Annotated in this window: 22 protein-coding genes, 6 tRNA genes and 1 pseudogene; 10 read left to right on the top strand and 19 right to left on the bottom strand. The window is 71.3% G+C overall.

The window, feature by feature from the left end; translation table 11 throughout:
* Positions 1–12: 12 nt before the first annotated feature.
* The 7 genes from AC067M_RS14310 to AC067M_RS14280 form a co-directional block, all read right to left on the bottom strand.
* Complete coding sequence (locus tag AC067M_RS14310; protein WP_478697298.1) at positions 13–2,748, bottom strand: exo-rhamnogalacturonan lyase family protein; 2,736 nt, start codon at positions 2,746–2,748, stop codon at positions 13–15.
* A gap of 113 nt (positions 2,749–2,861) precedes the next feature.
* Entirely contained in the window at positions 2,862–3,452 is a 591-nt protein-coding gene (locus AC067M_RS14305; RefSeq protein ID WP_478697297.1) for a hypothetical protein, read from the bottom strand.
* A gap of 10 nt (positions 3,453–3,462) precedes the next feature.
* Positions 3,463–4,356, bottom strand: a complete 894-nt coding sequence (locus AC067M_RS14300) for a carbohydrate ABC transporter permease (RefSeq protein WP_478697296.1) — start codon at positions 4,354–4,356, stop codon at positions 3,463–3,465.
* Entirely contained in the window at positions 4,356–5,354 is a 999-nt protein-coding gene (locus tag AC067M_RS14295; protein WP_478697295.1) for a carbohydrate ABC transporter permease, read from the bottom strand. Before AC067M_RS14295 ends, AC067M_RS14300 begins: the two co-directional genes overlap by 1 nt.
* The gene (locus AC067M_RS14290; protein ID WP_478697294.1) at positions 5,354–6,643 is read right to left on the bottom strand and encodes an ABC transporter substrate-binding protein; all 1,290 of its coding nucleotides are present in this window, start codon (positions 6,641–6,643) and stop codon (positions 5,354–5,356) included. The genes AC067M_RS14295 and AC067M_RS14290 overlap by 1 nt, the downstream gene beginning before the upstream one ends.
* A 528-nt stretch (positions 6,644–7,171) precedes the next feature.
* Positions 7,172–7,243, bottom strand: a tRNA-Val gene (locus tag AC067M_RS14285).
* Positions 7,244–7,331: 88 nt separating this feature from the next.
* Positions 7,332–7,790 (bottom strand): TIGR02611 family protein, encoded by a 459-nt coding sequence (locus AC067M_RS14280; RefSeq protein ID WP_478697293.1) that lies wholly within the window; start codon positions 7,788–7,790, stop codon positions 7,332–7,334.
* Between the two features lie 191 nt (positions 7,791–7,981).
* On the opposite strand from AC067M_RS14280, the gene AC067M_RS14275 reads away from it, so the two are divergent.
* Complete coding sequence (locus AC067M_RS14275; protein WP_004002642.1) at positions 7,982–8,395, top strand: SsgA family sporulation/cell division regulator; 414 nt, start codon at positions 7,982–7,984, stop codon at positions 8,393–8,395.
* A 251-nt stretch (positions 8,396–8,646) separates the two neighbouring features.
* On the top strand, positions 8,647–9,207 hold the full coding sequence (locus AC067M_RS14270) for a CGNR zinc finger domain-containing protein (protein ID WP_478697292.1): 561 nt from the start codon (positions 8,647–8,649) through the stop codon (positions 9,205–9,207).
* A 72-nt stretch (positions 9,208–9,279) separates the two neighbouring features.
* On the opposite strand, the gene AC067M_RS14265 is transcribed toward AC067M_RS14270, so the two are convergent.
* Together AC067M_RS14265 and AC067M_RS14260 are read right to left on the bottom strand one after the other, a co-directional pair.
* Positions 9,280–9,432 carry a hypothetical protein gene (locus AC067M_RS14265; RefSeq protein ID WP_166662397.1) on the bottom strand — a complete coding sequence of 51 codons (153 nt, stop codon included), beginning with the start codon at positions 9,430–9,432 and terminating at the stop codon, positions 9,280–9,282.
* A 152-nt stretch (positions 9,433–9,584) separates the two neighbouring features.
* Complete coding sequence (locus AC067M_RS14260) at positions 9,585–10,031, bottom strand: hypothetical protein (protein WP_478697291.1); 447 nt, start codon at positions 10,029–10,031, stop codon at positions 9,585–9,587.
* A 240-nt stretch (positions 10,032–10,271) separates the two neighbouring features.
* On the opposite strand from AC067M_RS14260, the gene AC067M_RS14255 reads away from it, so the two are divergent.
* Together AC067M_RS14255 and AC067M_RS14250 are read left to right on the top strand one after the other, a co-directional pair.
* Complete coding sequence (locus AC067M_RS14255; protein WP_478697290.1) at positions 10,272–10,799, top strand: DsbA family protein; 528 nt, start codon at positions 10,272–10,274, stop codon at positions 10,797–10,799.
* Between the two features lie 19 nt (positions 10,800–10,818).
* Positions 10,819–10,926 (top strand): annotated as a pseudogene (locus AC067M_RS14250) (winged helix-turn-helix transcriptional regulator); the annotation flags it as partial.
* Between the two features lie 32 nt (positions 10,927–10,958).
* Here AC067M_RS14250 and AC067M_RS14245 read toward each other — a convergent pair.
* From AC067M_RS14245 to AC067M_RS14235, 3 genes are all read right to left on the bottom strand, one after another.
* A complete protein-coding gene (locus AC067M_RS14245; RefSeq protein ID WP_478697289.1) occupies positions 10,959–11,783 on the bottom strand; it encodes a GNAT family N-acetyltransferase in 825 nt (274 codons plus the stop codon).
* Between the two features lie 99 nt (positions 11,784–11,882).
* Positions 11,883–12,704 (bottom strand): aminotransferase class IV, encoded by an 822-nt coding sequence (locus tag AC067M_RS14240; protein ID WP_478697288.1) that lies wholly within the window; start codon positions 12,702–12,704, stop codon positions 11,883–11,885.
* Positions 12,701–13,834 carry a chorismate-binding protein gene (locus AC067M_RS14235; protein ID WP_478697287.1) on the bottom strand — a complete coding sequence of 378 codons (1,134 nt, stop codon included), beginning with the start codon at positions 13,832–13,834 and terminating at the stop codon, positions 12,701–12,703. The genes AC067M_RS14240 and AC067M_RS14235 overlap by 4 nt, the downstream gene beginning before the upstream one ends.
* Before the next feature lie 288 nt (positions 13,835–14,122).
* Here AC067M_RS14235 and AC067M_RS14230 point away from each other — a divergent pair.
* From AC067M_RS14230 to AC067M_RS14210, 5 genes are all read left to right on the top strand, one after another.
* Positions 14,123–14,195 (top strand) — tRNA-Gly (locus AC067M_RS14230).
* A gap of 40 nt (positions 14,196–14,235) precedes the next feature.
* A tRNA-Cys gene (locus AC067M_RS14225) sits at positions 14,236–14,309 on the top strand.
* Between the two features lies 1 nt (position 14,310).
* Positions 14,311–14,382, top strand: a tRNA-Val gene (locus AC067M_RS14220).
* Positions 14,383–14,405: 23 nt separating this feature from the next.
* Positions 14,406–14,477 (top strand) — tRNA-Val (locus AC067M_RS14215).
* Positions 14,478–14,488: 11 nt separating this feature from the next.
* A tRNA-Val gene (locus AC067M_RS14210) sits at positions 14,489–14,560 on the top strand.
* Between the two features lie 48 nt (positions 14,561–14,608).
* On the opposite strand, the gene AC067M_RS14205 is transcribed toward AC067M_RS14210, so the two are convergent.
* The 4 genes from AC067M_RS14205 to AC067M_RS14190 all read right to left on the bottom strand — a co-directional run bounded on the left by AC067M_RS14205 (position 14,609) and on the right by AC067M_RS14190 (position 17,277).
* Positions 14,609–14,905, bottom strand: coding sequence for a TFIIB-type zinc ribbon-containing protein (locus AC067M_RS14205; protein ID WP_478697286.1), 297 nt, complete (start codon positions 14,903–14,905; stop codon positions 14,609–14,611).
* Positions 14,906–14,985: 80 nt separating this feature from the next.
* The gene (locus tag AC067M_RS14200) at positions 14,986–16,092 is read right to left on the bottom strand and encodes a phosphotransferase family protein (RefSeq protein ID WP_478697285.1); all 1,107 of its coding nucleotides are present in this window, start codon (positions 16,090–16,092) and stop codon (positions 14,986–14,988) included.
* Positions 16,093–16,607: 515 nt separating this feature from the next.
* Positions 16,608–16,802 carry a hypothetical protein gene (locus tag AC067M_RS14195; protein WP_393625457.1) on the bottom strand — a complete coding sequence of 65 codons (195 nt, stop codon included), beginning with the start codon at positions 16,800–16,802 and terminating at the stop codon, positions 16,608–16,610.
* A gap of 199 nt (positions 16,803–17,001) precedes the next feature.
* Positions 17,002–17,277 (bottom strand): hypothetical protein, encoded by a 276-nt coding sequence (locus tag AC067M_RS14190; protein ID WP_478697284.1) that lies wholly within the window; start codon positions 17,275–17,277, stop codon positions 17,002–17,004.
* 196 nt (positions 17,278–17,473) lie between these two features.
* On the opposite strand from AC067M_RS14190, the gene AC067M_RS14185 reads away from it, so the two are divergent.
* Complete coding sequence (locus AC067M_RS14185) at positions 17,474–18,940, top strand: serine/threonine-protein kinase (RefSeq protein WP_478697343.1); 1,467 nt, start codon at positions 17,474–17,476, stop codon at positions 18,938–18,940.
* Positions 18,941–19,120: 180 nt separating this feature from the next.
* Here the strand turns inward: AC067M_RS14185 and AC067M_RS14180 are convergent, their stop codons facing one another.
* The 3 genes from AC067M_RS14180 to cobT form a co-directional block, all read right to left on the bottom strand.
* A complete protein-coding gene (locus AC067M_RS14180; protein ID WP_478697283.1) occupies positions 19,121–19,939 on the bottom strand; it encodes a TrmH family RNA methyltransferase in 819 nt (272 codons plus the stop codon).
* A 64-nt stretch (positions 19,940–20,003) separates the two neighbouring features.
* Positions 20,004–21,236, bottom strand: a complete 1,233-nt coding sequence (gene cobA / locus AC067M_RS14175; protein ID WP_478697282.1) for a uroporphyrinogen-III C-methyltransferase — start codon at positions 21,234–21,236, stop codon at positions 20,004–20,006.
* Positions 21,237–21,501: 265 nt separating this feature from the next.
* Positions 21,502–26,166, bottom strand: a complete 4,665-nt coding sequence (gene cobT / locus AC067M_RS14170; protein ID WP_478697281.1) for a nicotinate-nucleotide--dimethylbenzimidazole phosphoribosyltransferase — start codon at positions 26,164–26,166, stop codon at positions 21,502–21,504.
* Positions 26,167–26,376 lie beyond the last annotated feature (210 nt).

The raw sequence follows: 26,376 nt of genomic DNA, 5'->3' as shown, positions 1-26,376 counted from the left end.
GCCCGAACCCGGCTACGGCATCCTGTCGCCGAGCAGCGCCAGGTTCTCGATGGCGGCGAGCCCGTAGAGCGCGGTGTCGTTGGTGGACACCCAGGTGGCCTCACTGCCCGCGACCAGGGTGGCGGGACCGCTCAGGCGCTCCGTCTTCCAGGGCGCGGACTCCTTGTAGCCGTCGGAGTTGTAGAACTTGTCCCAGGCGCGCTTGGCGAGCTTCTCGTCCCCGGTCTGCACGGCCGCGTACGCGTCGAGGCGCGAGTGGCCCTGGAAGAGCAACAGGCTGCCGAAGTCGGAGCCGTAGCGGGCCTTCTGCTCCGCCTTGGTGGCGTTGAAGTAGCGGCAGTAGTCGAAGTAGGCCTCGTTGAACTTGGGCATGTCGACGAGGTGGATGAGTTCGGCGCACAGCTCGTTGAGGCCGAAGACGGCGGAGAGGTGGGAGACGCTGACGACCGGCTTGTCGGCGACGGCGAACCTGCCCGTGTCGAGGTCGTAGAGACCGGTGCCCTGGACGAAGCCGTTGGGCTGGGCGGCGATCGTCTCCATGGTCGACAGCACGCGCGCCTTGGCCTTCTCCCACTTGGGGCCCTTGCGCTCCCACTCCGTGAGCCACGCCGAGACCAGACCGCTCCAGTCCGTGCCGAAGCCGATCGACAGGGCGTGCCGGTCGGGCGTGTACGGCTCGGTGCGGATCTTGCGGATGGGGTCGAGGACGAGGAAGGTCTCGTCGGAGTCGACGTTGGCGTGCATGAGGTCGCCGACGCGTTCGTCGGCGGTGAGGAAGTAGTAGTAGCGGCGGTACGTGGTGTTGGCGATGCGCTGCTGCTTGGCGCTGTCGGCGTAGTGCTGGACGCCGTGGCGGGTGCCGAGGCCCGCCCACTTGCCGAGGTGGTAGACGTCGACCTCGCCGGTGTGCCGGGTCATCGCCTCGGCGAAGCGGAAGATGTCCGCGCGGCCGCTGCGGAGGTAGGCGAACCAGAGCCAGAGGTCCGGCGACAGCTCGGAGTTGTCCCAGGCGTAGCCGCCGATGTCGTACCGCCACTGGTGTCTGACGGTGTCGTAGGTGTGCATGATGTCGCCGTAGTCCCAGAAGCCGTACCAGCGGCGCTGCTCCACCTGGTCCTTGTAGTAGGTGAAGAGGAAGTCGAGGTGGTCCTCGATCTTGGCCTTGGCGGGTGTGGAGCGGTCGGGCTCGGAGTAGAGGCCGGGGCCGAAGACCTTGGCCTTGATGAGCTGCCCCGGCGGGGCGGCGAGCTGGGGCAGCACACGCACGGCCTCGACCTGTTCGGCGAGCTTGTCCGGGCTCGGGGTGGACTCGTTGGCCCAGAAGAGGAGTTCGGAGGTGCGCGCGATGCCGTACGGGGTGCCGAAGCCGGGCTCGTAGTCCTCGTAGGTGATGTTGAGGCCCTCGAGCTGTTCGGGGAAGGTGTCCTGGTCCATGCCGTCGTGGTAGAAGCGCAGGTCCATGGGCTGCGCCTCGGGCGACCAGAGCCAGAGGGTGACCTCGGCCTCGTCGGTGTGGGCGCCGCGGATGTCGAGCTGGGCGGGGTGCTTCTCCCAGAAGTCCCGCAGGCCGAAGGAGAATCCGCCGCTGACGCCGCCGACGTAACCGAACCCGGAGGCCCTCCTGCCGCCGCCGGCGCCGATCCAGCCGTGCCCCTTCTTGGTGCGCTTGCGCAGGGTGAAGCCGTCGGCGGAGAGCTGGGAGAGCGTGTAGTCGCCCCACTCGGGGATGTACTGGAGCCGGGTCGTGACCCGCTGGTCCCAGGTGGAGGGGTCGGGCAGCTTCTCGCCCGCGTACTGGGCGGCCTGGACGGCCGCGCCCGGGTCGCGGCGCAGTCCGGTGATGCCCTTGACGGCCTCGCGCAGCAGTCCGGTGCCCTCGCCGCCGATGCGGATGTGGCGGTCGTAGGACTCGTCGCGCATCGGCACGCTGAAGCGGACGCCGAGGCCGCGGATGAAGTCGCCGCTCGCCTTGCCGGGCTCCTGCTTCCCGTCGTACGTGATGGTGTGCACCATGCGGAAGGAGTCGGCGCCGGCGTAGAAGTAGAGGCGGAGGGCGAACGGGAGCCAGCTACGGCTGCCCTTGCGGTGCTTGCCGTCGATCCGGACGACGGCGCGGACCGGCCCCTCCTGTTCGACGGTGACGTTGCCGATGGCGCCGTCGAAGCGTTCGGTCCTGACCGTGCCCTGGTCCTCGTCCTCGATCTCGGGCTGACGGATCAGGACCAGCCGGCCGTTCTTCGCGATCTCGGTGGAGCCACGCTTGACGGACTTGATCAGGGTGGCGCCGTCCTTGCCGATCCTGACCGTGATCACGCCGGTGGAGACATCGATCGTGCCGCCGCTCTTGGCGACGGTGACCTTCTTGGCCGGGGCGGCGGGGGTGCCGGCGGTGAGGGTGAGCTTCCCGGCGCCGGAACTGACCGCGTGCGCGGTCCACTTGAGGGAGCCGTCCGGCCAGTACGCGATCGGCCAGGACTGTACGGGGACGTCCTTGCCGTCGGCGTCCGTCAGCGCGAACTTCTGGTCCCCCTGGTAGGCGCCCATCGGCCAGGGCACACCGAGGGTGGAGCCGGGTGCGGCGCCGAGGCCGCCGTCCTCCAGCCAGTCCAGGGTCACCGGGTCCGCGTCGGCGGCCTCGGCTCTCGGCGCGGCCTGGGCCTCATTGGTCCCCAGCGCCCAGCTGAACTGGGCGGCGGCTCCGGCGACGGCGGCTGCCTTGAGGAGGGACCTGCGGGGGATGGGAGACATGAGATCCAGCCTTTCCTTTCCGTGCGGGAAGCATTTCCGTGCAACTGGTCAGGGGCATGACAGAGAGAGGCACGGCGCTCGGGGCGCCGACCTTGCTGTGAGGGCACCGTCCGTCAGCGGTGCCGGTACCGCTCCTCCACGGCGATGGCCGCCGCCGCGACGGCCCCCAGGACGGGGACCGCCAGCGGCGCGATGAACCAGGCGGACAGCGCCACGACGGCCAGCCCGGTGATGATCAGGAAGGACCCGGCGGGGTCCAGGACGGTGCGACGCCCGGCCTGGGCGAGCAGCGTCCGCCACCTCGCCCCCGGTGTCCACGTCGCCGACGCGCGCAGCCCGGCGACGGTGAGCCCGATGAGGGCGAACAGTCCTACGGCCCCGACCAGCGGCCCACCGGGCAGCCCGGAGCGCGAGGCCTGGACGTCCACCCAGACCGCGGCCGCCGCGGCCCACCCGGCGACCCCGGCGAGCCACCCCCCGCGCAGGGCGGCCCGGAAGTCGGCGACGAACTCCCGCCAGCCGCCGCCCTCGTGAGCCGTACGACGGCGCAGGTGCCGCGCGCCGGCGGCGAAGGCGGCCGGGTAGGTGACCACGCCCAGCGAGGCGACCGCGATCCACACCCCGGTGAGCAGACACTCGGCGAACACGGCGAACCGCTCGGCGACGACCGACTCCTTGCGCGCCTTCACGCGTGCCTGGGCCATCGTGACCGCCTCAGCCCTTCAGTCCGGAGGTCGCCATGCCGTCGATGAGATAGCGCTGGAAGGCGAGGAAGAAGGCCAGCACCGGCAGCAGCGCCACCAGCGACATGGCGATCATGCCGCCGTAGTTGGCCACGGCGTCCTGGTCCACGAACATCTTCAGACCGAGGGAGACCGTGTACTTGTCGGGCTCGTTGAGGTAGATCAGCGGGCCCATGAAGTCGTTCCAGGAGTTGATGAAGGTGAAGATCGCGCTGGTGATCAAAGCCGGACGGCACAGCGGCAGCACGATCGACCAGTAGATGCGGAAGTGTCCGCAGCCGTCGAGGCGGGCGGCCTCGTCGAGCTCCTTGGGCAGATTGCGCATGAACTGCACCATCAGGAAGACGAAGAACGCCTCCGTGGCCAGGTACTTTCCGAGCAGCAGCGGGGTGTAGGTGTTGATCATCTCCATGTTGCGGAACAGCACGTACTGCGGGATCAACAGCACGTGGTACGGCAACAGGAGCGTGCCGATCATCAGCGTGAAGAGCAGATTGCGGCCCGCGAACTTGATTTTCGCGAAGGCGTACGCGGTCAGCGAGCAGGACAGCAGGATCCCGATCACCGAACCCATCGCGAGCGTGAGTGAGTTGACGAAGAACGTGGAGATGGAGATGTCCGCGATGCCGTCGGTGAGCCCCGTGTAGTTCGAGGTGATCGGGTCGCCCGGGAAGAGATCCAGGCTGCCGATGATGTCCTCGCTCTTCTTGAAGGAGCCGCCGATGACCCAGAGCACCGGATAGAGGATCACCGCGAGGATCACGAGGGCGCCGACGTGCCAGGCGAGGGAGCCGGGCAGCTTCCGACGGAAGTTGCCCGACTTCGTGGAGCGGGCGGGGGTGATGTCGGTGGCCTGCGCGCTCATCAGGCGCCCTCCTCGTAGTGCACCCAGCGCTTCTGGGACCAGAACAGCACCGCCGTCACCAGGGCGACCGCGACGAGCAGCATCCACGCCATGGCGGAGGCCAGGCCCATCCGGCTGTTCTCGAAGCCCTGGACATAGAGGTAGCAGGTGTAGACCATCGAACCGTCCGCCGGACCACAGGCGCTGCCTCCGGCGCCACCACCGACGATGTACGCCGAGCTGAAGATCTGGAACGAGTGGATCGTCTCCAGCAGGACGTTGAAGAAGAGGACCGGGGAGATCATCGGCAGGGTGATGTTCCAGAACCGGCGCAGCTTGCCGGCCCCGTCGACCTCGGCCGCCTCGTACAGCTCACGCGGGACCTGCTTGAGGCCGGCGAGAAAGATGACCATGGGGGCGCCGAACTGCCAGACGGTGAGCGCCACCAGGCTGTAGATGATCAGGTCCGGGTCGCCGGTCCAGCCGCCGACGTCTATCCCGAAGAGCTTCTGCGTACGGTCGACGATCGCGTCGTCCGAGAAGATCGCCTTCCAGACGATGGCCACGGAGACGCTCGCACCGATCAGCGACGGCGCGTAGAAGGCGGCCCGGTAGAAGGCCTGCCCCCGCCGCTTCTGTGCCAGGAGCAGCGCCACGCCGAGGGCCGCGAGCAGCTTGAGCGGCGTACCGACGACGACGTACCACAGCGTCACCTGCACCGAGTGGCGCCAGCGCGGATCGCCGAACATCTCGGAGAAGTTGTCGAGGCCGATCCACTTGGGCGCGTCGAAGAGGTTGTAGTCGGTGAAGGCGAAGTAGAGCGAGGCGGCCATCGGCCCTGCCGTCAGCAGCAGGAAACCGGCGATCCAGGGGGACATGAAGAGATAGCCGGCCAGGTTCTCCCGGCGCCGCCGCCGCTTGAGGGCGGCGGGGCGCACGGGCTTCACCGGACCGTGCCGCGGCTCGGAGTCCTTGGACAGGTCCTCCATCGCAGGGGCGTGCGTCACGGTGGTTCCCATCAGCTGCTGAGAGCCGTCTTCGACTCGGTGAAGAACTGCTTGACGGCGTCGTCCACCGACCGCTTGCCCAGGCCGAGTTCCTCACCGATGCGCAGGAACGCGGACTCACAGATGTCCGCGCCGTTCGGGTGCGGTGTGATGGGCTCCAGGACGCCCGCCTCGACGAGGGAGGTCTCGTAGGCGGCGATCGCCTTGTTGACCTCGTCGGTCGGCTTGAACGCGTCGAACTGGGCCTGCGTCGCGGGCACACCTCGGTCGTAGCCCATGATCTTGGCGACCTCGGGGTCGTGCACCATGAAGGAGATGAACTGGGCGACTTCCTTGGGGTGCTTGGTGCGCTTGGAGGCACTGAGCATCAGGGAGCCGAGGTACTGGCCGGTCTTCTTGCCGTCCGTGGTGGGGATGGGCGCCAGGCCGTACTCGCTCTTGCCTTCGGCGGTGTAGCGGACGGTGAAGTTGTCCCAGGTGAACTCGCCACCGGAGAGCTCCGCGGCGAGCGCCGACTTGGGCTTGATCTGGGCGACCTTCTTCTGGTTGGCGTAGATGCCCTCGTCGACCCCCTTCTTGGCCTTCGTCCACCAGTCCGTGAGGTCCGCCTCGGCGAAGCCGAGTCCGTCCTCGGTGAAGAACGCCTTGCCGTTCTGGCGCAGGTAGAGGTCGTAGAGATACATGATGTTGTACGGGCCGGTGTCACCGGCGCGGCCCGTCTTGTCGTGGATCTTCACCATCGCCGCGTGGTAGTCGTCCCAGGTCCAGCCCTGCTCCGGCTTCACGCCCGCCCTGGTGTAGACGTGCTTGTCGATCACCAGGGCCATCGAGTTCGAGCCGACCGGGACGCCGAGGAGCTTGCCGTCGATCTCGCCGAACTTGTCCAGGCCGGCCCGGAAGCCGCTCATGTCGAGGTTGCCCGCCTTGACCTGCTCGCTCAGATCGAGCAGGACGTTCTTCGCGTCGTATTTCCGCAGGAATCCAATCGCATTCTGGAAGACGTCCGGCGGATTGCCGCCGGAGGCCTGCGTGTTGAACTTCTTCCAGAAGTCGAGATAGGGCTGAAAGTCCGTCTTGACCTTGATCTTCGGATACTTCTTCTCGAAGAGCGCGATGGTCTTGTTGATGCGCTCCGCGCGGTCCTCGGCTCCCCACCACGCGTAACGGATCGTCACCGTTCCGTCCGACGAGGTGCCACTGTCACCGCCGCAACCGGTCGTCGCGGCCAGCCCGAGCGTGGCCGCCGTGGCACCGGCCGCCTTCAGGATCGTACGCCTCTCAACATTCCTGCTGGTTCCCACAGTCGGGCCCTCCCCGCAGCGTCACCGCTTGCATGAATCGTTTCAAGTAAGCGCTTGCTGGCACAAGTTACGGAGGGCTTGAGGGTGCGTCAATGATTCGGACAGGAATTTCTTGGGGGGCGCAGAGGCGGCCGGACAGGGCCACGGGGAGGGATACCTCGGCGGGCGCGGCAATGGCGCAGGTGAGGGGGGTGCGGCCAGTGGGTCGAACGAGTGAGCGGCCGATGAAGGAGCTTGCCTTCCGGCTGAAAGTCGCCTGCGGGATGGGGACTTGGGGATGGGAGGGGATGGGAGGGGACGGTGGGGCTGGAGGGGGTGGGGGCGCGTTTGGGGTGTGGCATGGCTGCCACGGCGGCGCGCCTGGGAAGGGGGGCGCTCCCGGGACCCCGAGGGGTGTACGGGTCGCGCCACGACGGGCGGGGCAGCTCGAGCGCGCCGGCGCTCTCGCGACGAGGCCGACAGACGCTTTCCGTACCCGTGTACGACAGCGGCCCACCTGCTGTCTCGCAGATGGGCCGGTGTTCCGGGTGGGCGATACTGGGTTCGAACCAGTGACCTCTTCGGTGTGAACGAAGCGCTCTCCCACTGAGCTAATCGCCCGGACGCAGGAAGAACATTACCCCATGTCACGCAGTGGCCGTGACCACGGCCGACCGTCGACGAGCGGCCCCCGCGCCCGCGTTGCGGATCACTGGTCCTTGATCTTCCACGGCATCACGAGGCCGAACTTCCAGAGGTAGAACCCGCCGACGGCGGCGATGATCACCAGCCCGATCACGGTCAGCGTGATGTTGCGGCGCCGCACCTTCGGGTCGAGGGCCCGCTGGGCCGCCTCGGTGACCTTGCGCTTGGTCCAGCGCAGCACCAGCTGGGCCCAGACGAACTCGGTCGCCCAGATCGCCATGCCACCGAAGATCACGACCCAGCCCGGTCCGGGCAGGGGCAGCATGATGATGCCGGCCACGACGACCGCGAGTCCGATGACGAAGACGCCCACCTGCCAGCTGAGGTGCAGCATGCGGCGCGCCTTGATGAATTCCGGCGCCCTGGAGCCGAGCCCCTGCTCGTGCTCCCCCGCCGACCCGTCGGTATTCGTCTCGTCCGCCGCCACGGCCACCTCACCCGGCCCGTTACTCCCCGTGTTCATGCATCCGAACCCTACCGGAGAGAAACCGGTCACCGAAATGGCCGTACCGCGCGAAGGCACACTCGGCCGGAAGAGTTACGTAAACACACGCAAAACACTCAGAGGGGTTTACAACGGCACCGTAGGTGGCATGTCGATTTCGCCGACGTGCGAATCCCCGAGCGCACACTGAGCGAAAGGCCCTGGCGCTTATGAACACCACGGTCAGCTGCGAGCTGCACCTGCGCCTCGTTGTGTCGAGCGAGTCCTCCCTGCCTGTCCCCGCAGGCCTGCGGTACGACACGGCCGACCCCTACGCCGTGCACGCCACCTTCCACACCGGAGCCGAGGAGACCGTCGAGTGGGTGTTCGCCCGCGACCTCCTCGCCGAGGGTCTCCACCGGCCCACCGGCACCGGCGACGTCCGTGTCTGGCCGTCGCGCAGTCATGGTCAGGGCGTCGTCTGCATCGCCCTGAGTTCGCCTGAGGGCGAGGCCCTGCTCGAGGCCCCGGCGCGGGCCCTGGAGTCGTTCCTGAAGCGGACGGACGCCGCCGTCCCCCCCGGCACGGAGCACCGCCACTTCGATCTCGATCAGGAGCTCTCGCACATCCTGGCGGAAAGCTAGGGCGAAGCCCTCTGTGAGCCGCCCGGCGCCGTCCACTCGGGGAGACGGCTCGGGCTCGGACAACCGCATACGGCATGCGCAGGCGCCGTCACCGTGGGACACCGCAGTGACGGCGCCTGTCGTCCCTGCGGCTTCCGACCGGTGGTGAGGCGGGTCGCTGCCCCGTCTGGAGGGTGCTCCGGCGCGCCGAGCCATTACCATCGGCCACCATCGGCGGGCACCCGCCCGACCCACAGGCCAGGGAGCCAAACGTGCTGATCACCCACGACACCCGGTGTGCGCTCGACTCCGTGGTGGATCTGGTGAACACCGCTCCGGAGGACGACACGACCCCGGACGGGCTGCCGGATGTCGCGGCCCTCTCGGAATTCGTACGAAGCCACGACATCAGCGATGTCGGGGTGCTCTCGGAGTTCGATCTCTCGGCGGTGCGCAAGATCCGGGGGCGGTTCGCCACGGTCTTCGCGGCGCAGGACGCCCGGAGCGCCGCCACGGTGATCAACGAGCTGGTCGCCGCCGCGGGCACCACGCCCCGGCTCACGGACCATGACGGCTACGACTGGCATGTGCACTACTTCGCCCCCGGTGCCTCCATCGCCGACCACCTGGCGGCCGACTGCGGGATGGCGCTGGCCTTCTTCGTGGTGGCCGGGGAGCAGGAACGCCTGCGGCGCTGCGAGGCGCCCGACTGCCGACGCGCCTTCGTCGACCTCTCCCGCAACCGCTCACGCCGGTACTGCGACAGCCGCACCTGCGGCAACCGGCTGCACGTGGCCGCGTACCGGGCGCGCCGCAAGGAGGCGGCGGGGTGAGGACCGGGCCAGGTGTCCCGGGGTGATGTGGACGCGGCCCCGGCGGGTGGCGCCGGGGACCGCGGGTAGGGCTCACAGCAACAGCAGGTCGTGCAACGAAGCGATGAGCAGCAGACACCCGATCACCGCAAGGAAGATCATCAGCGGTGGCTGGGAAAGGGCGAAAAGGCATCCGCGAGGCTCGTCCTGAGGCGGCGCGGCATCGCTCTGTGTCGTGTCCAGCATCTCGCGGCGATGATGGCGCAGATGACGCGGTCGACGCGATCCGGGCCCCCGAATGAACGGGAGTGCGCCGGATTCCGCGCGTCGGCTTTCAGGAAGAGATCGTTTCCGCTCGGGCCGGGGCGTTCTGTGTCGTTTCAGCGGTCATGCGCGAGTCATATGCCGTGCTTCTTCAGGATCGCTTCGATGTCGCTGAAGTCGTCCGCCGAGCCGCCGCGGGGCGCGGCGGCGGGCTTGGCCGCCGGCCGGGAGCCCTGTCCCAGGGAGGGCGCGGAAGCCGTCGGGGCCACAGCCTCGCCCCGCGCCTCGGCCCGGGCGGCGGCCCTGCGCTCCCGGCGGGTCCCGCCGCGGCGCCGTTCCACGGCCCGGGTGGTCGTGAACAACAGCCAGGCCCCGCCGAGCACGACGAAGCCGGCCCACGCCGTGGGGCTGAAGGCGGTTTCGGCGACCCACTCCACGGCACCGGTCATCACCAGGCCGAGCGGCACGAGGGCGTAGGCCGCGATACGGGCGGCCGCGAGGTAACGCTTGCGCCAGGCTGTGACCACCGCGATGCCCAGACCGGCGGCGGAGACGGCGGCACAGACGGTCTCGGCAATCATCCGGTCCTCCAGGCAGTCGGGCGGGCGAGCGGTCGGGCAGACGTCGGCATGCGTCGCTTTCGTCCCCTCCATCCTGCACCTCCGGCACCCCGAGGGGCCACGCCCCGGCCGCACATCAGGGACATCTCCGGGTCGGCTCCTCCGCAGGTGCCGGTAGGCCGTACACCCCCTACGGGCCCCGGAGCGGACACCGTGGCCGTCCCGGTTGGGTGGAGGAGGCGGGGCTGGGAGACTGTGACCATGAGCGACTCCCCCGCATCCGCACCCGTACGTCCGACCGCCGTTCTCGACGTGTGGTGCGAACTCCAGTGCCCCGACTGCCGCAGCGCCCTGGCCGACCTCCACGCCCTGCGCGAGCGCTACGGCGACCGGCTGGAGCTGCGGCTGCGGCACTTCCCGCTGGAGAAGCACAAGCACGCCTTCGCCGCAGCGCAGGCCGCCGAGGAGGCCGTGGAGCAGGGCAAGGGGTGGCCGTACGTCGAGGCGGTGCTCGGCCGGGTCGAGGAGCTGGACCGTGAGGGAGAACCCGTCCTGGTCGAAGTGGCCCGTGAACTCGGCCTGAACGCGGAGGAGTTCGACACCGCGCTGATCGACGGCCGGCACATCCTGATCGTGGACGCCGACCAGGCCGAGGGCAAGGCGATCGGCGTGACCGGCACCCCCACGTACGTCATCGACGGCGAACGCCTCGACGGCGGCAAGAGCCAGGAGGGGCTGCGCGAGCGCATCGAGCAGATCGCGGACCGGCTGCTCGCCGAACAGGGGTGAGACGGGTCCGGCGGACCCCCTTACCGAGCCGGGTCGAGCCCTGCGGGCCACGGTCGACACCATGTGTGACGGGCCCCAACGCCACCTCGCTCACATCGAGGCCTCCCGTCTCCGCTTCGACGCATGACGGCGGGCGGTGCCGGGGGGGAGGCGACGGCCTCACAGCAGGTTCTTGTAGAGCGAGTACTGCACCGGCGCGTACCCGAGTGAGGCGTAGAGGCGCTCGGCGGGTGTGTTGCCCGCGAAGACGTTGAGGGCGATCACGTGCTTGCCGGCGGCCACGGCCTGGGCCTCGGCGAGCAGCATCAGGGAGCGGCCGTGGCCGCGGCCGCGGAAGGGTTCGTCCGTCTCGACGCCGAAGATGAAGGCCTTGTCCTCCTTGAAGGACACCCAGAGGGTGCCGACCTGTGAGCCCTCGTGCTCCAGGACGCTGAGCATCAGGCCCTCCGTCTCCAGCCCCTGCGGCAGCAGCTGCTCGTGGTCCCGTCGCGACCGGGCCCACGCCTCGTCATCGGACACGCCGCGCTCGGCCAGGTCCTGGGCGTAGCCCGCGACGGCCTTCTCGGACCACTGCCCGAACTCGGCCTCCGTCATGAGCCGGCCCCGGCTGCCCACGGGCAGGTCGGGCGCGGTGGTGCCGAGGGGCTTCTCCATGCCGCAGTTGCGGTGGACGTAGCCGAGGGCCGTCGCCAGCCGCAGGGCGGTCCCGGCGTCGGCGGGCACCCTGATCTCGATGCGCTTGCAGCCCCAGCCCCGTGCCACTTCCTCGGCGGCGAGCGCCGCCACGGTGCCCCGGCCGCGTCGGCGGTCCGGCTCCTCGATGCGCAGGTCGTCGATCCGGGCGACGGAAGGGCCGAAGGCAGGGGACGTAGAGAGGTGTATCGCTCCTACGGGACGGCTGTTCACGCACACCTGGTAGTGGCGGGACAGCGCCCCGTCGGCGGCACGCTGAAGCGGCTCGGTCGGCCGCAGGGTCGTGGTCATCAGGGGAGTTCTACCCGCCACGCGGACGCACGTCAGCCTCTTTTTCGTGGCTCTTACAGGTCTTGCTTTCCGCCCCTTACGGATCTTGCCTTCCGTCCCTTACGGGTCCTGGTCGTCGCCGGAACGCTCGTCGAAGACGCGGAGTGCCTTGGCGGTCACCGGGCCCGGCGCGCCCGGCAGTTCGCGGTCGTCGACGCGGTGCACGGCCTGGATGTCGCGCAGGGTGGAGGTGAGGAAGACCTCGTCGGCCCGCTCGAGCACGTCCAGCGGCAGGTCGGTCTCCCTGGCTCCGGTCCACTCGACGGCCAGGGCGCGGGTGATGCCCGCGAGGCAGCCCGAGGCGAGCGGCGGGGTGTGGATCTCGCCGTCGAGGACGACGAAGACGTTCGAGCCGGTGCCCTCGCAGAGCTGTCCGACAGTGTTGGCGAACAGCGCCTCGGATGCGCCGTGTTGGCGCGCGCGGGCCAGGGCTACGACGTTCTCGGCGTACGAGGTGGTCTTCAGGCCGGTGAGCGCGCCGCGCTCGTTGCGGGTCCAGGGGACGGTGATCACGGCCGTGGAGTCGGGGCGGCGGGTGGTCTCGCCGAGGGCCACCACGAGCGTGGGGCCGTGCTCACCGCGGTCGGAGCCGAGCGGGCCGTAGCCGCCGGTGTAGGTGATGCGCAGTCGGCCGAGCCGCATCGGGTTGGCCTCCAGGACGGCGGCGCAGGCGCGGCGGACCTCGTCGAGGTCCGGGTCGGGCAGGCCGAGGCCGCGTGCGGATCGGGTGAGCCGGTCGAGGTGGCGGGTGAGCGCGAAGGGCTTCCCGTCGGTCGTCTTCACCGTCTCGAAGATGCCGTCGCCCACGGTCAGCCCGTGGTCGAACACGGAGACGCGGGCGGACTCGGTGTCCCGCAGTCCGCCATCGAGCCAAAGCTTCACTGCTCTCCACCTCGCAAGGTTGTACCGGGGACCTGCGGTCCGCCGGAGGTCCGGGAGGTGCCCCCCGGATCGGCAGAGCACGTCGGTCCCTCTCCACTCACCTCATACGTTCCCGACGCTATCGCGAGCAGCCGGGACGCCTTCAGTTCGGTCTCCCGCCACTCCCCCTCGGGGTCCGAGCCCCAGGTGATGCCGGCGCCGGTGCCGAAGCGCAGGACCGCCGTGCCCCCCGAGTTCCGGTCGATCCAGAAGGTGCGGATGCCCACAGCCAGCTCTCCGGTGCCCCGGTCGGCGTCGACCCAGCCGATACCGCCGCAGTACGGGCCACGGGGCGCCGTCTCCAGCGCGTCGAGGATGCGCAGGGCGCTCGACTTGGGCGCGCCGGTGACCGAGCCGGGCGGGAAGGCGGCGTCGATGAGTTCCGGCCAGCCCGCGCCGTCGCGCAGCTCGCCGCGGACCGTCGACACGAGGTGGACGAGGCCGGGGTGCTTCTCGACGACGCAGAGGTCCGGGACGCTCACGCTGCCGGTGGCGCAGACCCGCCCGATGTCGTTGCGGACGAGATCCACGATCATCACGTTCTCGGCGTAGTCCTTCTCCAGGAGGTCCGCCTCGGTGCGCCCGGTGCCCTTGATCGGTCCCGACTCGACGACCCGGCCGTCGCGGCGCAGGAAGAGTTCCGGGGACGCGGTGGCCGTCTCGACGCCGTGGCCGGGCAGCCGAATCGTTCCTGCGTACGGTGCCGGGTTGCCGCGGGCCAGCAGGGCCGTGAGGGCGTCCACGTCGGCGTCGGGCCGGACCGGTGCGGACAGGACGCGGCAGAGGTTCGCCTGGTAGACATCGCCGGCCGCGATGTGCTCGCGGATGCGCCGTACCCCCGCCGTGTACGCGGCGCGGTCGAGCGACGACGTCCAGTCGCCCACCGCCGGTCCGTGCCACCTTCCCGGCATCGGCGGCGGTACGCGCTCCTCCCTCACATCCCGGAAGCGGGCGCAGGTCAGGCGGCCTTCGTAGTCGGCGCAGACGGCCCAGAAGCCGGTGGAGTCGAGGGCCGCGGGGTCGCCGGTGACATCGAGGAGACCGGTGGCGACCCGGCCGCCGAAGCGGGCGAGGGGAGGCAGGTGGGGCACGATGTCGAGTCTAGGGCGGGTGTCCTGGGGGTGGCCCCGGCGTGGCTCCCGGCTCCAGGTGGCGAGGTCGCGCGGGGTGGTGGGGGACGCCCGTAGGGTGTTCTTCGGTTGCCCGTCGGGTCTTCTCCTGTTGCCCGTCGGATGTGCTTCGGACGCCCGTCGGGTGCGCTGACCTCGTCATCGAGGGGACGTAGCGCAGCACGCTGCACAAACGCGTTTTTGTGCTGGCCCAGGAATCCGCTAGAGTTCAACACGTCGCCGGGCCGCGGGAGCGGACCGAAACGACAGGCGGACGTAGCTCAGTTGGTAGAGCGCAACCTTGCCAAGGTTGAGGTCGCGAGTTCGAACCTCGTCGTCCGCTCGAAGGAAACCAGGGGATCTTCCCGAACCCCTGCACTCCTGGTGGAGTGGCCGAGAGGCGAGGCAACGGCCTGCAAAGCCGTCTACACGGGTTCAAATCCCGTCTCCACCTCCAAGGACGATTAGCTCAGCGGGAGAGCGCTTCCCTGACACGGAAGAGGTCACTGGTTCAATCCCAGTATCGTCCACTGGAGCCTCATGGCTTCGGCCCGCGCGATTAGCTCAGCGGGAGAGCGCTTCCCTGACACGGAAGAGGTCACTGGTTCAATCCCAGTATCGCGCACGCAGTCCCGAGGACGATTAGCTCAGCGGGAGAGCGCTTCCCTGACACGGAAGAGGTCACTGGTTCAATCCCAGTATCGTCCACACACCGAAGCCCCCAGCCTCATGGCTGGGGGCTTCTTCGTGCGTTGGTCAGCTGGAGAACAGCATGTGCCCAAAGCTCTTGTGGCGCTGGTGGCCGTAGTGACCGCCATGTCCACCGTGTCCGCCGTGCGGGGCGCCCCAGGCGGGGGCCTGCGGGGCGGCCGGGTACGCCTGCGGGGCGGACGGGGGCGGCGGGGCGGGCTGGGACCACTGGGACTCGAGGCGGGTGAGTGCCTCCAGCTCGCCGTAGTCGAGGAAGATTCCTCGGCAGTTGCTGCACTGCTCGATCTGGACGCCGTTGCGGTTGTACGTGTGCATCGGCGCGTGGCACTTCGGACACTGCATGGTCGGCTCAACTCCTCGCCGGTCGGTCCTGCTTCGTATGTCGCCAGGACAGACTCTGTCCGGCTGCGGTCGGTTGCACCCTACTTCGCGGGATTCTGGACCAACTGGGGAGGGACGGGACGCATTCGGGCGCAGGCGTCGACAAGTGACTGCTCGACCTCGTCCAGCGGCCGGTCCTGAGCGATCGCCTTCGTGAGGGCGCGGGCCGCGGTCTGCACGGTCAGGGCGCGGGCCGGGACGTCGAGGACGGGCCAGGGGTCGCCCTCGGCGGGCAGGGCGGGGCCGTGTGCCTCGCGGTATGCGGTGAGGAACCGGGTCCACTCGTCGGGCGGGAGCAGTCCGCAGGCGTACCAGGCGGCGGGCCGTGCGAGGTCCCAGGCCGGTACGCCCACACCCAGGTCGTCCACGTCGATGAGGAGCCAGGGTCCGTCGGGGGCCGGATGGCGGACGAGCTGGCCGAGGTGGAGGTCGCCGTGGCACAGGGTCGTGGTGTCGGGCATGGGAGCCTCCCCACGGGCCCACGGGGGCAGCAGGCCCCAGGCGTGCAGGACGGGAGCGGCCGCCGGGTGGGGGCCGGCTGCGTGCAGGCGGGCGACCGCGCGGGCGGCTTTGAGGGGGCCGCGCATCGGGGGAAGCGGGGTGGTCGGGGCGGACGCCCGCATCGGAGGAGGAGGCGGTGTCGGGACGGGGCCGGGCGCAGGAGGAACCAAGGTCGGGGCACGGCCCGGTGCAGGAGGAAGCGTGGTCGGCACGGGGCCCGGCGCCGGAATAGACAGGCCCGGGCCAAGCCCCGGCGCCGGAGTGGGCAGGGCCGGGGTAGGGGTGCGGTGGAGGTGGGCGAGGAGGGTGCCCGCCGCTTCCCAGGGGGCGGCGTCCGGGTCCTGGGGGTCGACCGGGGTGCCGTAAGGCCAGAAGGTGATGAGACGACCGTGGAGGACGATCGGGCTCGGGGTGAGCGGGGCGAGGAGGATGTCAGGGAGGTGGGCGGCCACGGCCAGGCGGAGGGCGAGGTCGGCGGGGCTCGTATCCGGGGCGTGGGCCTTGGCGACGGTGTCGGCGTGGCGGACCACGGTGGCGTCGGGGCGGTCGGCGAGGGTGTCGGTCCCGCAGGCGCAGTGGTCGAGGGAGGGATGCGCGGTGCTGCGCACCCGGGCGGTGAGGGCCGGGAGCAGGGGGGTGACTGGCATGGTGCTCCCTCGGCTGTGTGTGCGGTGGGCTCCTTGGTGAGGGTACGGGCTGCGGCGGGTCGCCGGGCGAAGAGGCCGTGGTGGATGCTCCCCTCCCCCGGCGCCCGCCGGTCGTGCCCTCGATGAGCGGTACGTCGGTGCCTCCGGGAGCGTGCGACGGCCCCCGGAGCACGCGACTGCGACAGGTCGCCCAGCCAGTCGGCGGCACGGCGCTGCCGCACGACGTGGTCGACGCGGCCGTCGGCAGTCTTCAGGCGCCGGCCCACGGCTGCGACGCGCACGGCGGCCGTCGGGTGGAGGCCGCGTTGTGTCTGGGACACGCCGGGCATCCGAGCGGCCGGGACATCCTCGCCGAGTTGGCCGGCGGGTCCACTCTGCGCGGAGAAGGAAAAGCAATGCCGGCGCAGCTCCCCAGCTGCGCCGGCATTTTTGCCGTCCGCCGCACCCCCGTCCCCACGGGGTTTCATGGATGGATGTCCCCGCCCGGACCGCTCTTCCGGGCCTGGGGTCGCCGCTCAGCGCCCCAGCATCGCACCCACGGACGACGCCTGTGTGGCCACTGACTCCCAGCCGTCGAAGACGAAGAGGAGAAGGGCCGCCAGGGGAAGAGCCATGAGTGTCGCCACCACGGGGTGGCGGCGGCCCGTGCGGCGGGGGCGCGTGGTGCGTCCCTGGGGGCGGATCATCGTCCGCGGTGCCGTGTGGGCCATGGTCCCTCTCCTGACCGTTCTTGCGTTGTCGTTGGCAGCGGCGGGCGTCTGACCTCGGGGGACGAGTGCTGCACCCGCCGCTTGACATCAAATCTAGGCGCGGGGGACTCCGGGGTCGTCATGCCCTCGTACCTATTGCCGGGCCTCCCGGAGGATGAGCCGTGACCTGCCGAGTACTCCTCTGGGTGGAGACGCGGGCCTAGGTCTCGGGGTCTTCCCGGAGGGGGTGTCCGCTCCGGCCCGCTTTTTCCGAGCTGTCCTCGCGCGGAACCGGCTGCTCCACCAGTGCCAGGACCCGGTTCGCCATGAAGCGGGCGGTCCGCACGACCGATCCGTTTCGGGTGACTTCGCTCACTTCCACCACACCCCGGCGTACCGCCGTCTCCACTCGGCGGCCCGCCCTGCTCGCCACCACCTCATAAGTGCGTGTGGTGTCCCCTGCGTCCACGACTATCTCCACGCGATCACCCTTCACGCGTCCAATCCCCCTTCGTCGACGGGTGGTTGAGGTCATGGACAGGGCGAAGTCGCCCGGTTCGCCCGTTCCCTGACCACTCTTCAAGTCTCCCACCCGGCACTGACAATCGACCGGGCCGAGAGGGCGCGGCCTCTGCGCGCGAGCGGCCGTGGAAACGTAAGCTGTGCCACGTCACACGGACCGGGCAGCGGGGATGAACATGGCGATGATGCGCCTGAGGCGCGAGGACCCGCGCGTCGTCGGCTCGTTCAAGCTTCACCGACGGCTCGGCGCGGGCGGGATGGGCGTTGTCTATCTGGGCTCCGACAAGAAGGGACAGCGGGTCGCCCTGAAGGTGATCCGGCCCGATCTGGCGGAGGATCAGGAGTTCCGGTCGCGGTTCGCGCGTGAGGTCTCGGCCGCGCGACGGATCAGGGGTGGGTGCACCGCCCGGCTGGTCGCGGCGGATCTGGACGCCGACCGGCCGTGGTTCGCCACGCAGTACGTGCCCGGGCCCTCCCTGCACGACAAGGTCGCCGACGAGGGGCCGTTGGGGGCCGCGCAGGTCGCCGCCATCGGGGCGGCCCTGTCCGAAGGACTGGTCGCCGTGCACGAGGCCGGGGTCGTCCACCGGGATCTGAAGCCGTCCAACATCCTGCTCTCCCCCAAGGGACCGCGGATCATCGACTTCGGCATCGCCTGGGCCACCGGCGCCTCCACGCTCACCCACGTCGGCACGGCGGTCGGCTCCCCCGGCTTCCTCGCGCCGGAGCAGGTGCGCGGAGCCGCGGTCACCCCGGCCACCGACGTGTTCTCGCTGGGTGCCACGCTCGCCTACGCCTCGATGGCCGACTCCCCCTTCGGGCACGGCAGTTCCGAGGTGATGCTGTACCGCGTCGTGCACGAGGAGGCACAGCTGCACGGCGTGCCGGACGCCCTGGCACCGCTCGTCCGGGCGTGTCTCGCCAAGGACCCCGAGGAGCGGCCCAGCACCCTCGACCTCTCCCTGCGGCTGAAGGAGATCGCCGCCCGCGAGGCCCAGGGCCCGTCGGACGGGCGGCCGCCCGCGCCGCGCGCCGGTGAGACGGACCGGCCCACCGGGCGGCTTCACGACACGACGTACCCGGACCGCGCCCAGCGGCGTCCGCAGGGGCAACCGGGTGTCGCGCCGGGGACTCCGGCCCCCCGCGGGGCTGCCACCCCCTCGCGCGGATCGGCGCCGGGGCGCGGCGGCGGGGCTCCCTCGCGCGGCGGCGGCCCCTCGCAGGGCGGCACACCGTCACGAAGTGGCAGCGCCTCGCGGGGCGGCAGCGCTTCCCGGGGCGGGAGCGCTGCGTCGTCCCGGTCGGGGGCGCGGCCCACGCCCGCCTCACGGAACACACCGGTCCCCCGCTCCCGTCCCGGCAGCGGGAGCCGTCCCGCGCCGCGCAGCGGTACCGGTCGTCCGGGCCCCAGGACCACGGGGACCGGGCGCCGGCCGGCCAATCCGCGGCTGCTGCGGCAGCGGCTGTTCGTGTTCGTCGTGGTGACGCTGCTCGTGGCGCTCGGCATCGGCGTGGTGCAGGGCTGCCAGGGACCGGCCCGGGGGCTCGGAGGCAGCGGTGGCGGTGACGTCGTACGCCAGGGACACTCCGAGCAGACGCAGCAGGAGCAGGTGCCACAGGACGCCGTACCACGGTGAGCGGTCGGAGCCTGCGGGGCTAGGGCCTCTCGTTTGGATCATGCCGGGCTCGCGGGGTCCGGCCTGATCCAAACGAAAGACCCTAGGTGTGCAGTTCGGACAGGTTGGCGACGCGGCTGGCTGGGGTGGCGAAAGTCCCGTCGTCCCGCCCGCAGGGCAGGCGGGACGTAGCAACCCGCCCTAACCCGTGGGGCGGCCCGTCGCCACCGCGTAGAAGGCGACCGCCGCCGCGGCGCCCACATTGAGGGAGTCGACGCCGTGGGACATGGGGATGCGGACCCATTCGTCGGCGGCGACCAGGGCCTGCGTGGACAGGCCGTCGCCCTCGGCGCCGAGCATCAGGGCGACCCGGTCCATCTTGTGGGGGGCCGCCTCGTCGAGGGACCTGGCCTTCTCGTCGGGGGTGAGGGCGAGCAGGGTGAAGCCTGCCTCGCGGACCGAGTCGAGGCCCTTGGGCCAGGTGTCGAGGCGGGCGTACGGGACCGAGAAGACCGCGCCCATCGAGACCTTCACGCTACGGCGGTAGAGCGGGTCCGCGCAGTCCGGTGAGAGCAGGACCGCGTCCATGCCGAGTGCGGCGGCCGAGCGGAAGATCGCGCCGATGTTGGTGTGGTCGTTGACCGACTCCATGACGACGACGCGGCGGGTGGTCCGCAGCAGTTCGGCCGCCGTCGGCAGGGGCTTGCGCTGCATGGACGCCAGCGCGCCGCGGTGCACGTGATAGCCGGTGACCTGCTCGGCCAGCTCCGGGCTGACCGCGTAGACGGGGGCCGGGAGCTCGTCGATCACGTCACGCATGACGTCGACCCACTTGGCCGAGAGCAGCATCGAGCGCATCTCGTAGCCCGCTTCCTTGGCCCTTCTGATGACCTTCTCGCCCTCGGCGATGAACAGGCCCTCCGCGGGCTCGCGCTTGCGGCGCAGCTCGACGTCGGTCAGGCCCGTGTAGTCGCGCAGACGCGGGTCGTCGGGATCCTCAACGGTGATGAGATCGGCCACAGGGTGATACTGCCTTGTCCTGGATGCGGTGCCAACGGCTTGGTACAGACTGGGTTACCCGGGGTTACCCGGTCGCCCGCGGTCCCACCGTGACGACCTCGCCGATGACGATGACCGCCGGGGGCTTCACATCCTCGGTGCGGACCGTCTCCGCGACCGTGGCGAGGGTCGCGTCGACCCGGCGCTGGGCGGCCGTGGTGCCCTCCTGGACCAGGGCGACCGGGGTGTCGGCCGACTTCCCGTGCGCGACGAGCGTCTCGGCGATCCTGCCGATCTTGTCGACGCCCATGAGGATCACCAGCGTGCCCGTGAGCTTGGCGAGGGAGGGCCAGTCGACCAGGGAGCGCTCGTCGTCCGGGGCGACATGTCCGCTGACCACCGTGAACTCGTGGGCGACGCCGCGGTGGGTGACCGGGATGCCGACCGCGCTCGGAACCGAGATCGAGCTGGAGATGCCCGGGACGACGGTGCAGGTGATGCCGGCCTCGGCCAGGGCCTGCAGCTCCTCCATGCCTCGGCCGAAGACGTACGGGTCGCCGCCCTTCAGACGTACGACCGACTTGCCCTGCTTCGCGTGCTCGATCAGCGCGTTGTTGATGGCCTCCTGCGCCATGTAGCGGCCGTACGGGATCTTCGCCGCGTCGATCACCTCGACGTGGGGCGGCAGTTCGGCGAGGAGGTCGCGCGGGCCGAGGCGGTCCGCGATGACGACGTCCGCCTCGGCGAGGAGGCGACGGCCGCGGACCGTGATCAGGTCCGGGTCGCCGGGGCCGCCGCCGACGAGGGCCACGCCCGGGGCGCGGGTGCGGTGGTGGGGGGCGACGAGAGTGCCGTCACGCAGGCCCTCCACGACCGCGTCGCGGATGGCGGCGGTGTGGCGGGGGTCGCGGCCGCGGGCGTCGGAGGTGAGGACGGCCACCGTGACGCCCTCGGAGGTTCCGGTGGCGGGGGTCCAGGCGGTCGCCTGGTCGGCGTCGTCGGAGCGGACACACCAGACGCGGTGGCGTTCCGCTTCGGCCGAGGCGTGGGTGTTGGCCTCGGTGTCGCTGGTGGCGATGAGGGCGTACCAGGCGTCGGCGAGGTCGCCTTCGGCGTAGGGCCGCTGGTGCCAGGTGAGCTCGCCCGCGTCCGCCATCGCTTCGACGGAGGGGGTGGCTTCGGGGGATACGAGGTGGATGTCGGCGCCTGCTGCGATGAGGGCGGGGAGGCGGCGCTGGGCCACCTGGCCGCCGCCGAGGACGACTACTCGGCGGCCGGTGAGGCGGAGGCCCACCGGGTATGCGGGGTGTTCGGCCATGAGGGTGTGGCTCCTCTGGGTGGTGGTGCAGTGGCCCTGACGTGCGGATTTTACGGCGCGGGTGGGGACGGCGGCTCAGGTGTCCGGAGGCTGGGCGTCGTTGCCCGGTGCACGGCTGAGGGTGCTTGTGCCCACCCGTTCCGCCTGGGGGCACCTCCCAGGCCCTTGAGGCACTGGGGGAGGAACGACTGCCCACCACCACCGGTTCATCGACACGGGTGCCGGTACTGCCGTACCGGCACCCTCATGTGCGTTTCGGGCGCCCCTACTTCTCGGTCACCCCAGCCGAGTCGAACGTCGCCACCTCGTGCATGGCGCGGGCCGTGCTCTGGACCAACGGGAGGGCCAGGAGGGCGCCCGTGCCCTCGCCGAGGCGGAGGTCGAGGTCGACCAGGGGGCGCAGGCCCAGCTTGTTCAACGCGGCCACGTGGCCCGGCTCCGCGCTGCGGTGGCCGGCGATGCAGGCGGCGAGGACCTCGGGGGCGATCGCGCGGGCCACCAGGGCGGCGGCGCCGGCGCTGACGCCGTCGAGGATCACCGGCGTACGCAGGGAAGCACCACCCAGGAGGAGGCCCACCATCGCCGCGTGTTCGAAGCCGCCGATCGCGGCGAGGACGCCGATGGGGTCGGCGGGGTCCGGCTGGTGGACGTCGAGGGCACGGCGTACGACCTCGGTCTTGCGGGCGAGGGTCTCGTCGTTGATGCCGGTGCCGCGGCCGGTGACCTCGGCGGGGTCGGCGCCGGTGAAGACGGAGATCAGCGCCGCGGACGCGGTCGTGTTCGCGATGCCCATCTCGCCCGTGAGCAGCGCCTTGTTTCCGGCGGCCACGAGGTCGCGGGCCGTCTCGATGCCCACCTCGATGGCCTGCTTGGCCTCCTCGCGAGTCATCGCGGGGCCGGTGGTCATGTCGGAGGTGCCCGCACGGACCTTGCGGGGCAACAGGCCGGGGGTCGCAGGGAGGTCCGCCGCCACCCCCACGTCCACGACGCAGACCTCTGCGCCCACCTGGCTGGCGAACGCGTTGCAGACCGCGCCGCCGCCGAGGAAGTTGGCGACCATCTGGGCCGTCACCTCCTGCGGCCACGGGGTGACCCCCTGCGCGTGCACACCGTGGTCGCCGGCGAAGATCGCGACTGCCGCGGGCTCCGGGATCGGCGGCGGGCACTGGCGGGACAGGCCGGACAGCTGCGCGGAGATGATCTCCAGCATGCCGAGCGCTCCGGCCGGCTTGGTCATGCGCTTCTGCCGCTCCCAGGCCTCGCCGAGCGCCTTGGCGTCCAGGGGGCGGATCTGCGCGACGGTCTCCGCGAGCAGATCGTGCGGCTGCTCCCCCGGCAGCGCGCGCCGGCCGTACGTCTCCTCGTGGACCACCCACGACAGCGGGCGGCGCTTGGACCAGCCCGCCTGCAGCAGCTCGGGCTCGTCCGGGAACTCGTCGACGTACCCCACGCAGAGGTAGGCGACGACCTCCAGGTGCTCGGGCAGGCCGAGGGCGCGGACCATCTCGCGCTCGTCGAAGAAGCTGACCCAGCCGACTCCGAGGCCCTCGGCGCGGGCCGCGAGCCACAGGTTCTCGACCGCGAGCGCGGAGGAGTACGGGGCCATCTGCGGCTGAGTGTGACGGCCGAGCGTGTGACGGCCGCCGCGCGTGGGGTCGGCGGTGACGACGATGTTCACCGGGGTGTCGAGGATGGCCTCGATCTTCAGTTCCTTGAACTGCTTCGCCCGGCCCTTCGGGAGGGACTTCGCGTAGGCCTCGCGCTGACGCATGGCCAGTTCGTGCATCGTGCGCCGGGTCTCGGCGGAGCGGATGACGACGAAGTCCCAGGGCTGGGAGTGGCCCACAGAGGGTGCGGTGTGGGCCGCTTCCAGGACGCGCAGCAGCACCTCGTGCGGGATGGGGTCGCTGCGGAAGCCGTTGCGGATGTCTCGGCGTTCACGCATGACCTTCAGGACGGCCTCGCGCTCGGCTTCGTCGTAGGCGGGCGCGGCCGGGCCGGTGGACTCTCTCGTTTCTTCCACTGCGGCCTTGCTCTCTTCCTGGTCGGCGGCCCTGGTGTCCAGGTCCTCCGCGTTCTGTACGACGTCGGGGTCGGGCTCCGGGTCGGCCGCGCGGGGGGCGGGGACCGTGGCCGCGTGTCCCTCCGGGGGGAGGGTGGGGGGGTGGGGCGGGGTCGGGGCCAGGTGCGGGGTCGTTGGCACTGAGCCGTCGACCGGGACGAACTGGCCCAGGGGGCCGCTCTGTTCCTGTCCTGTCGGGATGGCGCTGGGGAGGACGGGGGTGTTCCCGTCGAGGCCGGGGGTGGTGACGGGGGTGGGCTCCGCCGGGTGGGCGGGCGGCTGTTGTACGTCGGCGGCTTCGGCGTCCGCCGACTGGGCGGCCCGCTCCGGGTGGGCGGCCTGCTCGGGCTGCGGGGGGTGCACGAGGTGCGGGTCTGCGTCCGGGGCGGGGGCGGTGGGCTGTGCGGGCGCGGTGGCCGACACCGGCATCTGCTGGGGGCCCTGGCCGGGGTGCGGGGCTGCGTTGGGCCGGGCGGCGTCCGCTGTCTGCGAGGACGACTCGGCCGTGGCCACGAGGGAGGGGTCCGCAGCGTGGGTCGCGGAGCTGTCCACGGGGTGCGGCGGGCTGGCCGTTCCGGCTGCCGCGGGGAAGAGCACGGGCTCGGGAGCGGGGGTGGCGGCCTCGGTGACAGGGCCGGCCGCGGCGGGCGCTGCTTCTTCGGCAGCAGCCACCACGCCGGGCTCGGTCGCCTCGGACGCAGGCGTGGCTGGGGCGGGGTCGGATGCAGGCGTGGCTGGGGCGGGGGTGGTCGGCTCGGGCGCAGGGGTGGCGGCGGCTGGTGCGGTCGCATCGGGCGCAGGGGTGGCGGCGCCCGGTGCGGGCTGCTCGGCCGTCGGCACGGTGGCGTCAAGGGCGGGCTGCTCGGCCGTCGGGACGGTGGCGTCAGGGGCGGACTGCTCGGCCGTCGGCACGGTGGCGTCAGGGGCGGTCGGCTCGGGTTCAGGCGTGACCGCGCCGGGTTCGCTCGCAGCAGACGCAGGCACGGGTACGCCCGGGGCGGTCGGCTCACCATCAGGCGTGGCCACGCCGGGTGCGGACGCAGGAGACGCAGGCGCGAGTACGCCCGGGGCGGTCGGCTCACCATCAGAGGTGGCCAAGCCGGTTTCACTCGCAACAGACGCAGGCGCGGGTACGCCCGGGGCGGTCGGCTCACCATCAGGCGTGACCGCGCCGGGTGCGGACGGCTCAGGAGCGGCCCCTTCCACAGCGGCTGCGGTCACCTCGGGAGCGGGTGCTGCCTCCGGTGCCGCCTGCTCAGCGGCGGACTCCGCTGCGGGCGGCGCCGCTTCGGCGCCCTCTGCGGTCTCCTGGGCGACGGCCTCGACGGCAGGCGTGGTGTCGGTCACGCCCTGCTCAGCTGCCTGCGGCGTCTCGGGTACGACGGCCTCCGGCGCCGGAGCGTTCTCGGGGACGACGGCTCCCTCACCGACGTGCGGGGCCTCGGCAACAGCTTCCTCAGCACCGCCCGCCCCCGCAGGGGCGTTGTCCGCCGAGGCGTGCGCGGGCTCGGGGCTCTGCTCCGCCTCGGGTGCCTGGGCGGCTTCCCCGTGGACGGCGTCGGTGGTGGTCCCGGCATCAGCGGCCGGGGCGGCTTCGGGCACGTGCGCGGCAACAGCCGCGGCTTCGCCGAGGGACTGGCTGTCCTCAGCGACAGCGGCGTCCCCGGGCTCACCGCCGGTGGCAACTTCGGGAGCCACGGCCTCGCCGGTCACGGCACCGCCGTCGGCGACGGGCCCGACCCCGGGAGCAGCGTCCTCAGTCACCTGACCGGTGCCCTCGACAACCGGCCCACCCGGAGCAACGGCTTCGGCCACCACATCGGCGCTGGGAACACCGCCCCCAGCAACCACGTCGGCGCTCGGAACAGCCCCCTCGGCAACCGTCTCGGCGCCCGCATCGGCACCCCCGGTCGCCTGCCCGGCACCTTCCACGACCGGTCCGGTGGCCAAGGCACCGTCGGCGACGTCCCCGACAACCTGCTCGGATTCGGCAACAGCCGCAGCCCCGGCAACAGCGGCTTCCGCGGTCCCGGCCTCGGCCTCCGCCTCGGCAGCACCCTCCGGGCCCGCGCCGCCGGCGTCGCCCTCGACGAGCGGCGCCACAGCGGGCCCGGCCTCGGCGACGTCCGTAGTCACACCGTCCTCGTCACCCTGCGGCGCTGCGGCGACGCCCGCGGTCTCGCCGCCTTCGGCAGCCTCTGGCGCTGCGGCGGCCCCCGCCGCCCCCGCCTCCGCCGACTGCGAAGCCGTAGCAGCGACCGCCTCCGTCGCGACCCGGGTCACGACCGCCTGGGCGGCGCCCACCGGTCCGGCCGTGGGCTCCGCTGCCGGAGCAACCGTTTCGGCAGGGGTGTCCGCCGCGCTCACCTGGGCCTGCGCCACGGCCTGGGTGTCCCACGGCGTGGCGCCCTGAGGGGGCACGTCGAGGTATTCGGGGCCGGTGGTCGGCGGGCCGGGGTGGCGTACCGGGGCGCCTGCCGGGCCGCGGTCGGCCAGGGAGCGGACCGGGCTGGCGGAGGTGTCGGGGATGGGCGGGCCGAGGTGCAGGGGGCGGCGGGGCGCGACCGGGGCCGAGGGGGGCGTCGGGTTGGGCAGGCGGACCGCGCTGAGGTCGACGGAACCGCTGTCGCGGCCGGACATCTCGTGCGGGCCTGGTTCGTGGACGGCCTCGACGACCGGCTCCGGCGCCGGCGGGGCGACCTCGTTGCCCCAGGCGCTCTGGGCGCCCGGCAGCAGCAACAGGTCCTCGTCCTCGGCGGTGGTCTCGGAGAGGTAGGCGTACGCGCCGGGTGCGGAGACGCCCGGCTGTTCCACCGTGCCTGCGCTCTCCGGCAGTCCCTCGCTGGGGACCTGGCCGGTGTCCGTCATGCGTACCCCTCGCCCATCGGTTAGTGCTCCCTACGACCAGCTCACCCGGAACGGCGCACCGACCGCCCCGTAGTGAAGAACGAGCGTGCGTGCCCAGCGGCACGAACGACCCGCCCGGAAAAGGCGACAAAGCCATTCAGTGGCATTGTCCCGGTCGTCCCCCCGTCACGACAGCTTGATCCGCGACGGTCCGCTGTGGACTGCGCCACG

It is taken from the genome of Streptomyces sp. NPDC043427 (assembly GCF_056436655.1).
The sequence above is the reverse complement of the archived record's forward strand: the minus strand, read 5'-3'. Positions and strand labels throughout refer to the sequence as shown.

Bases quoted from the DNA above. Each gene is read 5' to 3' on its own strand.
- AC067M_RS14260 (WP_478697291.1), bottom strand. From the start codon at position 10,031: ATGATTGCCGAGACCGTCTGTGCCGCCGTCTCCGCCGCCGGTCTGGGC.
- AC067M_RS14275 (WP_004002642.1), top strand. From the start codon at position 7,982: ATGAACACCACGGTCAGCTGCGAGCTGCACCTGCGCCTCGTTGTGTCG.
- AC067M_RS14255 (WP_478697290.1), top strand. From the start codon at position 10,272: ATGAGCGACTCCCCCGCATCCGCACCCGTACGTCCGACCGCCGTTCTC.
- AC067M_RS14205 (WP_478697286.1), bottom strand. From the start codon at position 14,905: ATGCAGTGTCCGAAGTGCCACGCGCCGATGCACACGTACAACCGCAAC.
- AC067M_RS14300 (WP_478697296.1), bottom strand. From the start codon at position 4,356: ATGAGCGCGCAGGCCACCGACATCACCCCCGCCCGCTCCACGAAGTCG.
- AC067M_RS14195 (WP_393625457.1), bottom strand. From the start codon at position 16,802: ATGGCCCACACGGCACCGCGGACGATGATCCGCCCCCAGGGACGCACC.
- AC067M_RS14245 (WP_478697289.1), bottom strand. From the start codon at position 11,783: ATGACCACGACCCTGCGGCCGACCGAGCCGCTTCAGCGTGCCGCCGAC.
- AC067M_RS14295 (WP_478697295.1), bottom strand. From the start codon at position 5,354: ATGGGAACCACCGTGACGCACGCCCCTGCGATGGAGGACCTGTCCAAG.
- cobA (WP_478697282.1), bottom strand. From the start codon at position 21,236: ATGGCCGAACACCCCGCATACCCGGTGGGCCTCCGCCTCACCGGCCGC.
- AC067M_RS14310 (WP_478697298.1), bottom strand. From the start codon at position 2,748: ATGTCTCCCATCCCCCGCAGGTCCCTCCTCAAGGCAGCCGCCGTCGCC.
- AC067M_RS14185 (WP_478697343.1), top strand. From the start codon at position 17,474: ATGAACATGGCGATGATGCGCCTGAGGCGCGAGGACCCGCGCGTCGTC.
- AC067M_RS14200 (WP_478697285.1), bottom strand. From the start codon at position 16,092: ATGCCAGTCACCCCCCTGCTCCCGGCCCTCACCGCCCGGGTGCGCAGC.
- cobT (WP_478697281.1), bottom strand. From the start codon at position 26,166: ATGACGGACACCGGCCAGGTCCCCAGCGAGGGACTGCCGGAGAGCGCA.
- AC067M_RS14265 (WP_166662397.1), bottom strand. From the start codon at position 9,432: ATGCTGGACACGACACAGAGCGATGCCGCGCCGCCTCAGGACGAGCCT.
- AC067M_RS14305 (WP_478697297.1), bottom strand. From the start codon at position 3,452: ATGGCCCAGGCACGCGTGAAGGCGCGCAAGGAGTCGGTCGTCGCCGAG.
- AC067M_RS14280 (WP_478697293.1), bottom strand. From the start codon at position 7,790: ATGAACACGGGGAGTAACGGGCCGGGTGAGGTGGCCGTGGCGGCGGAC.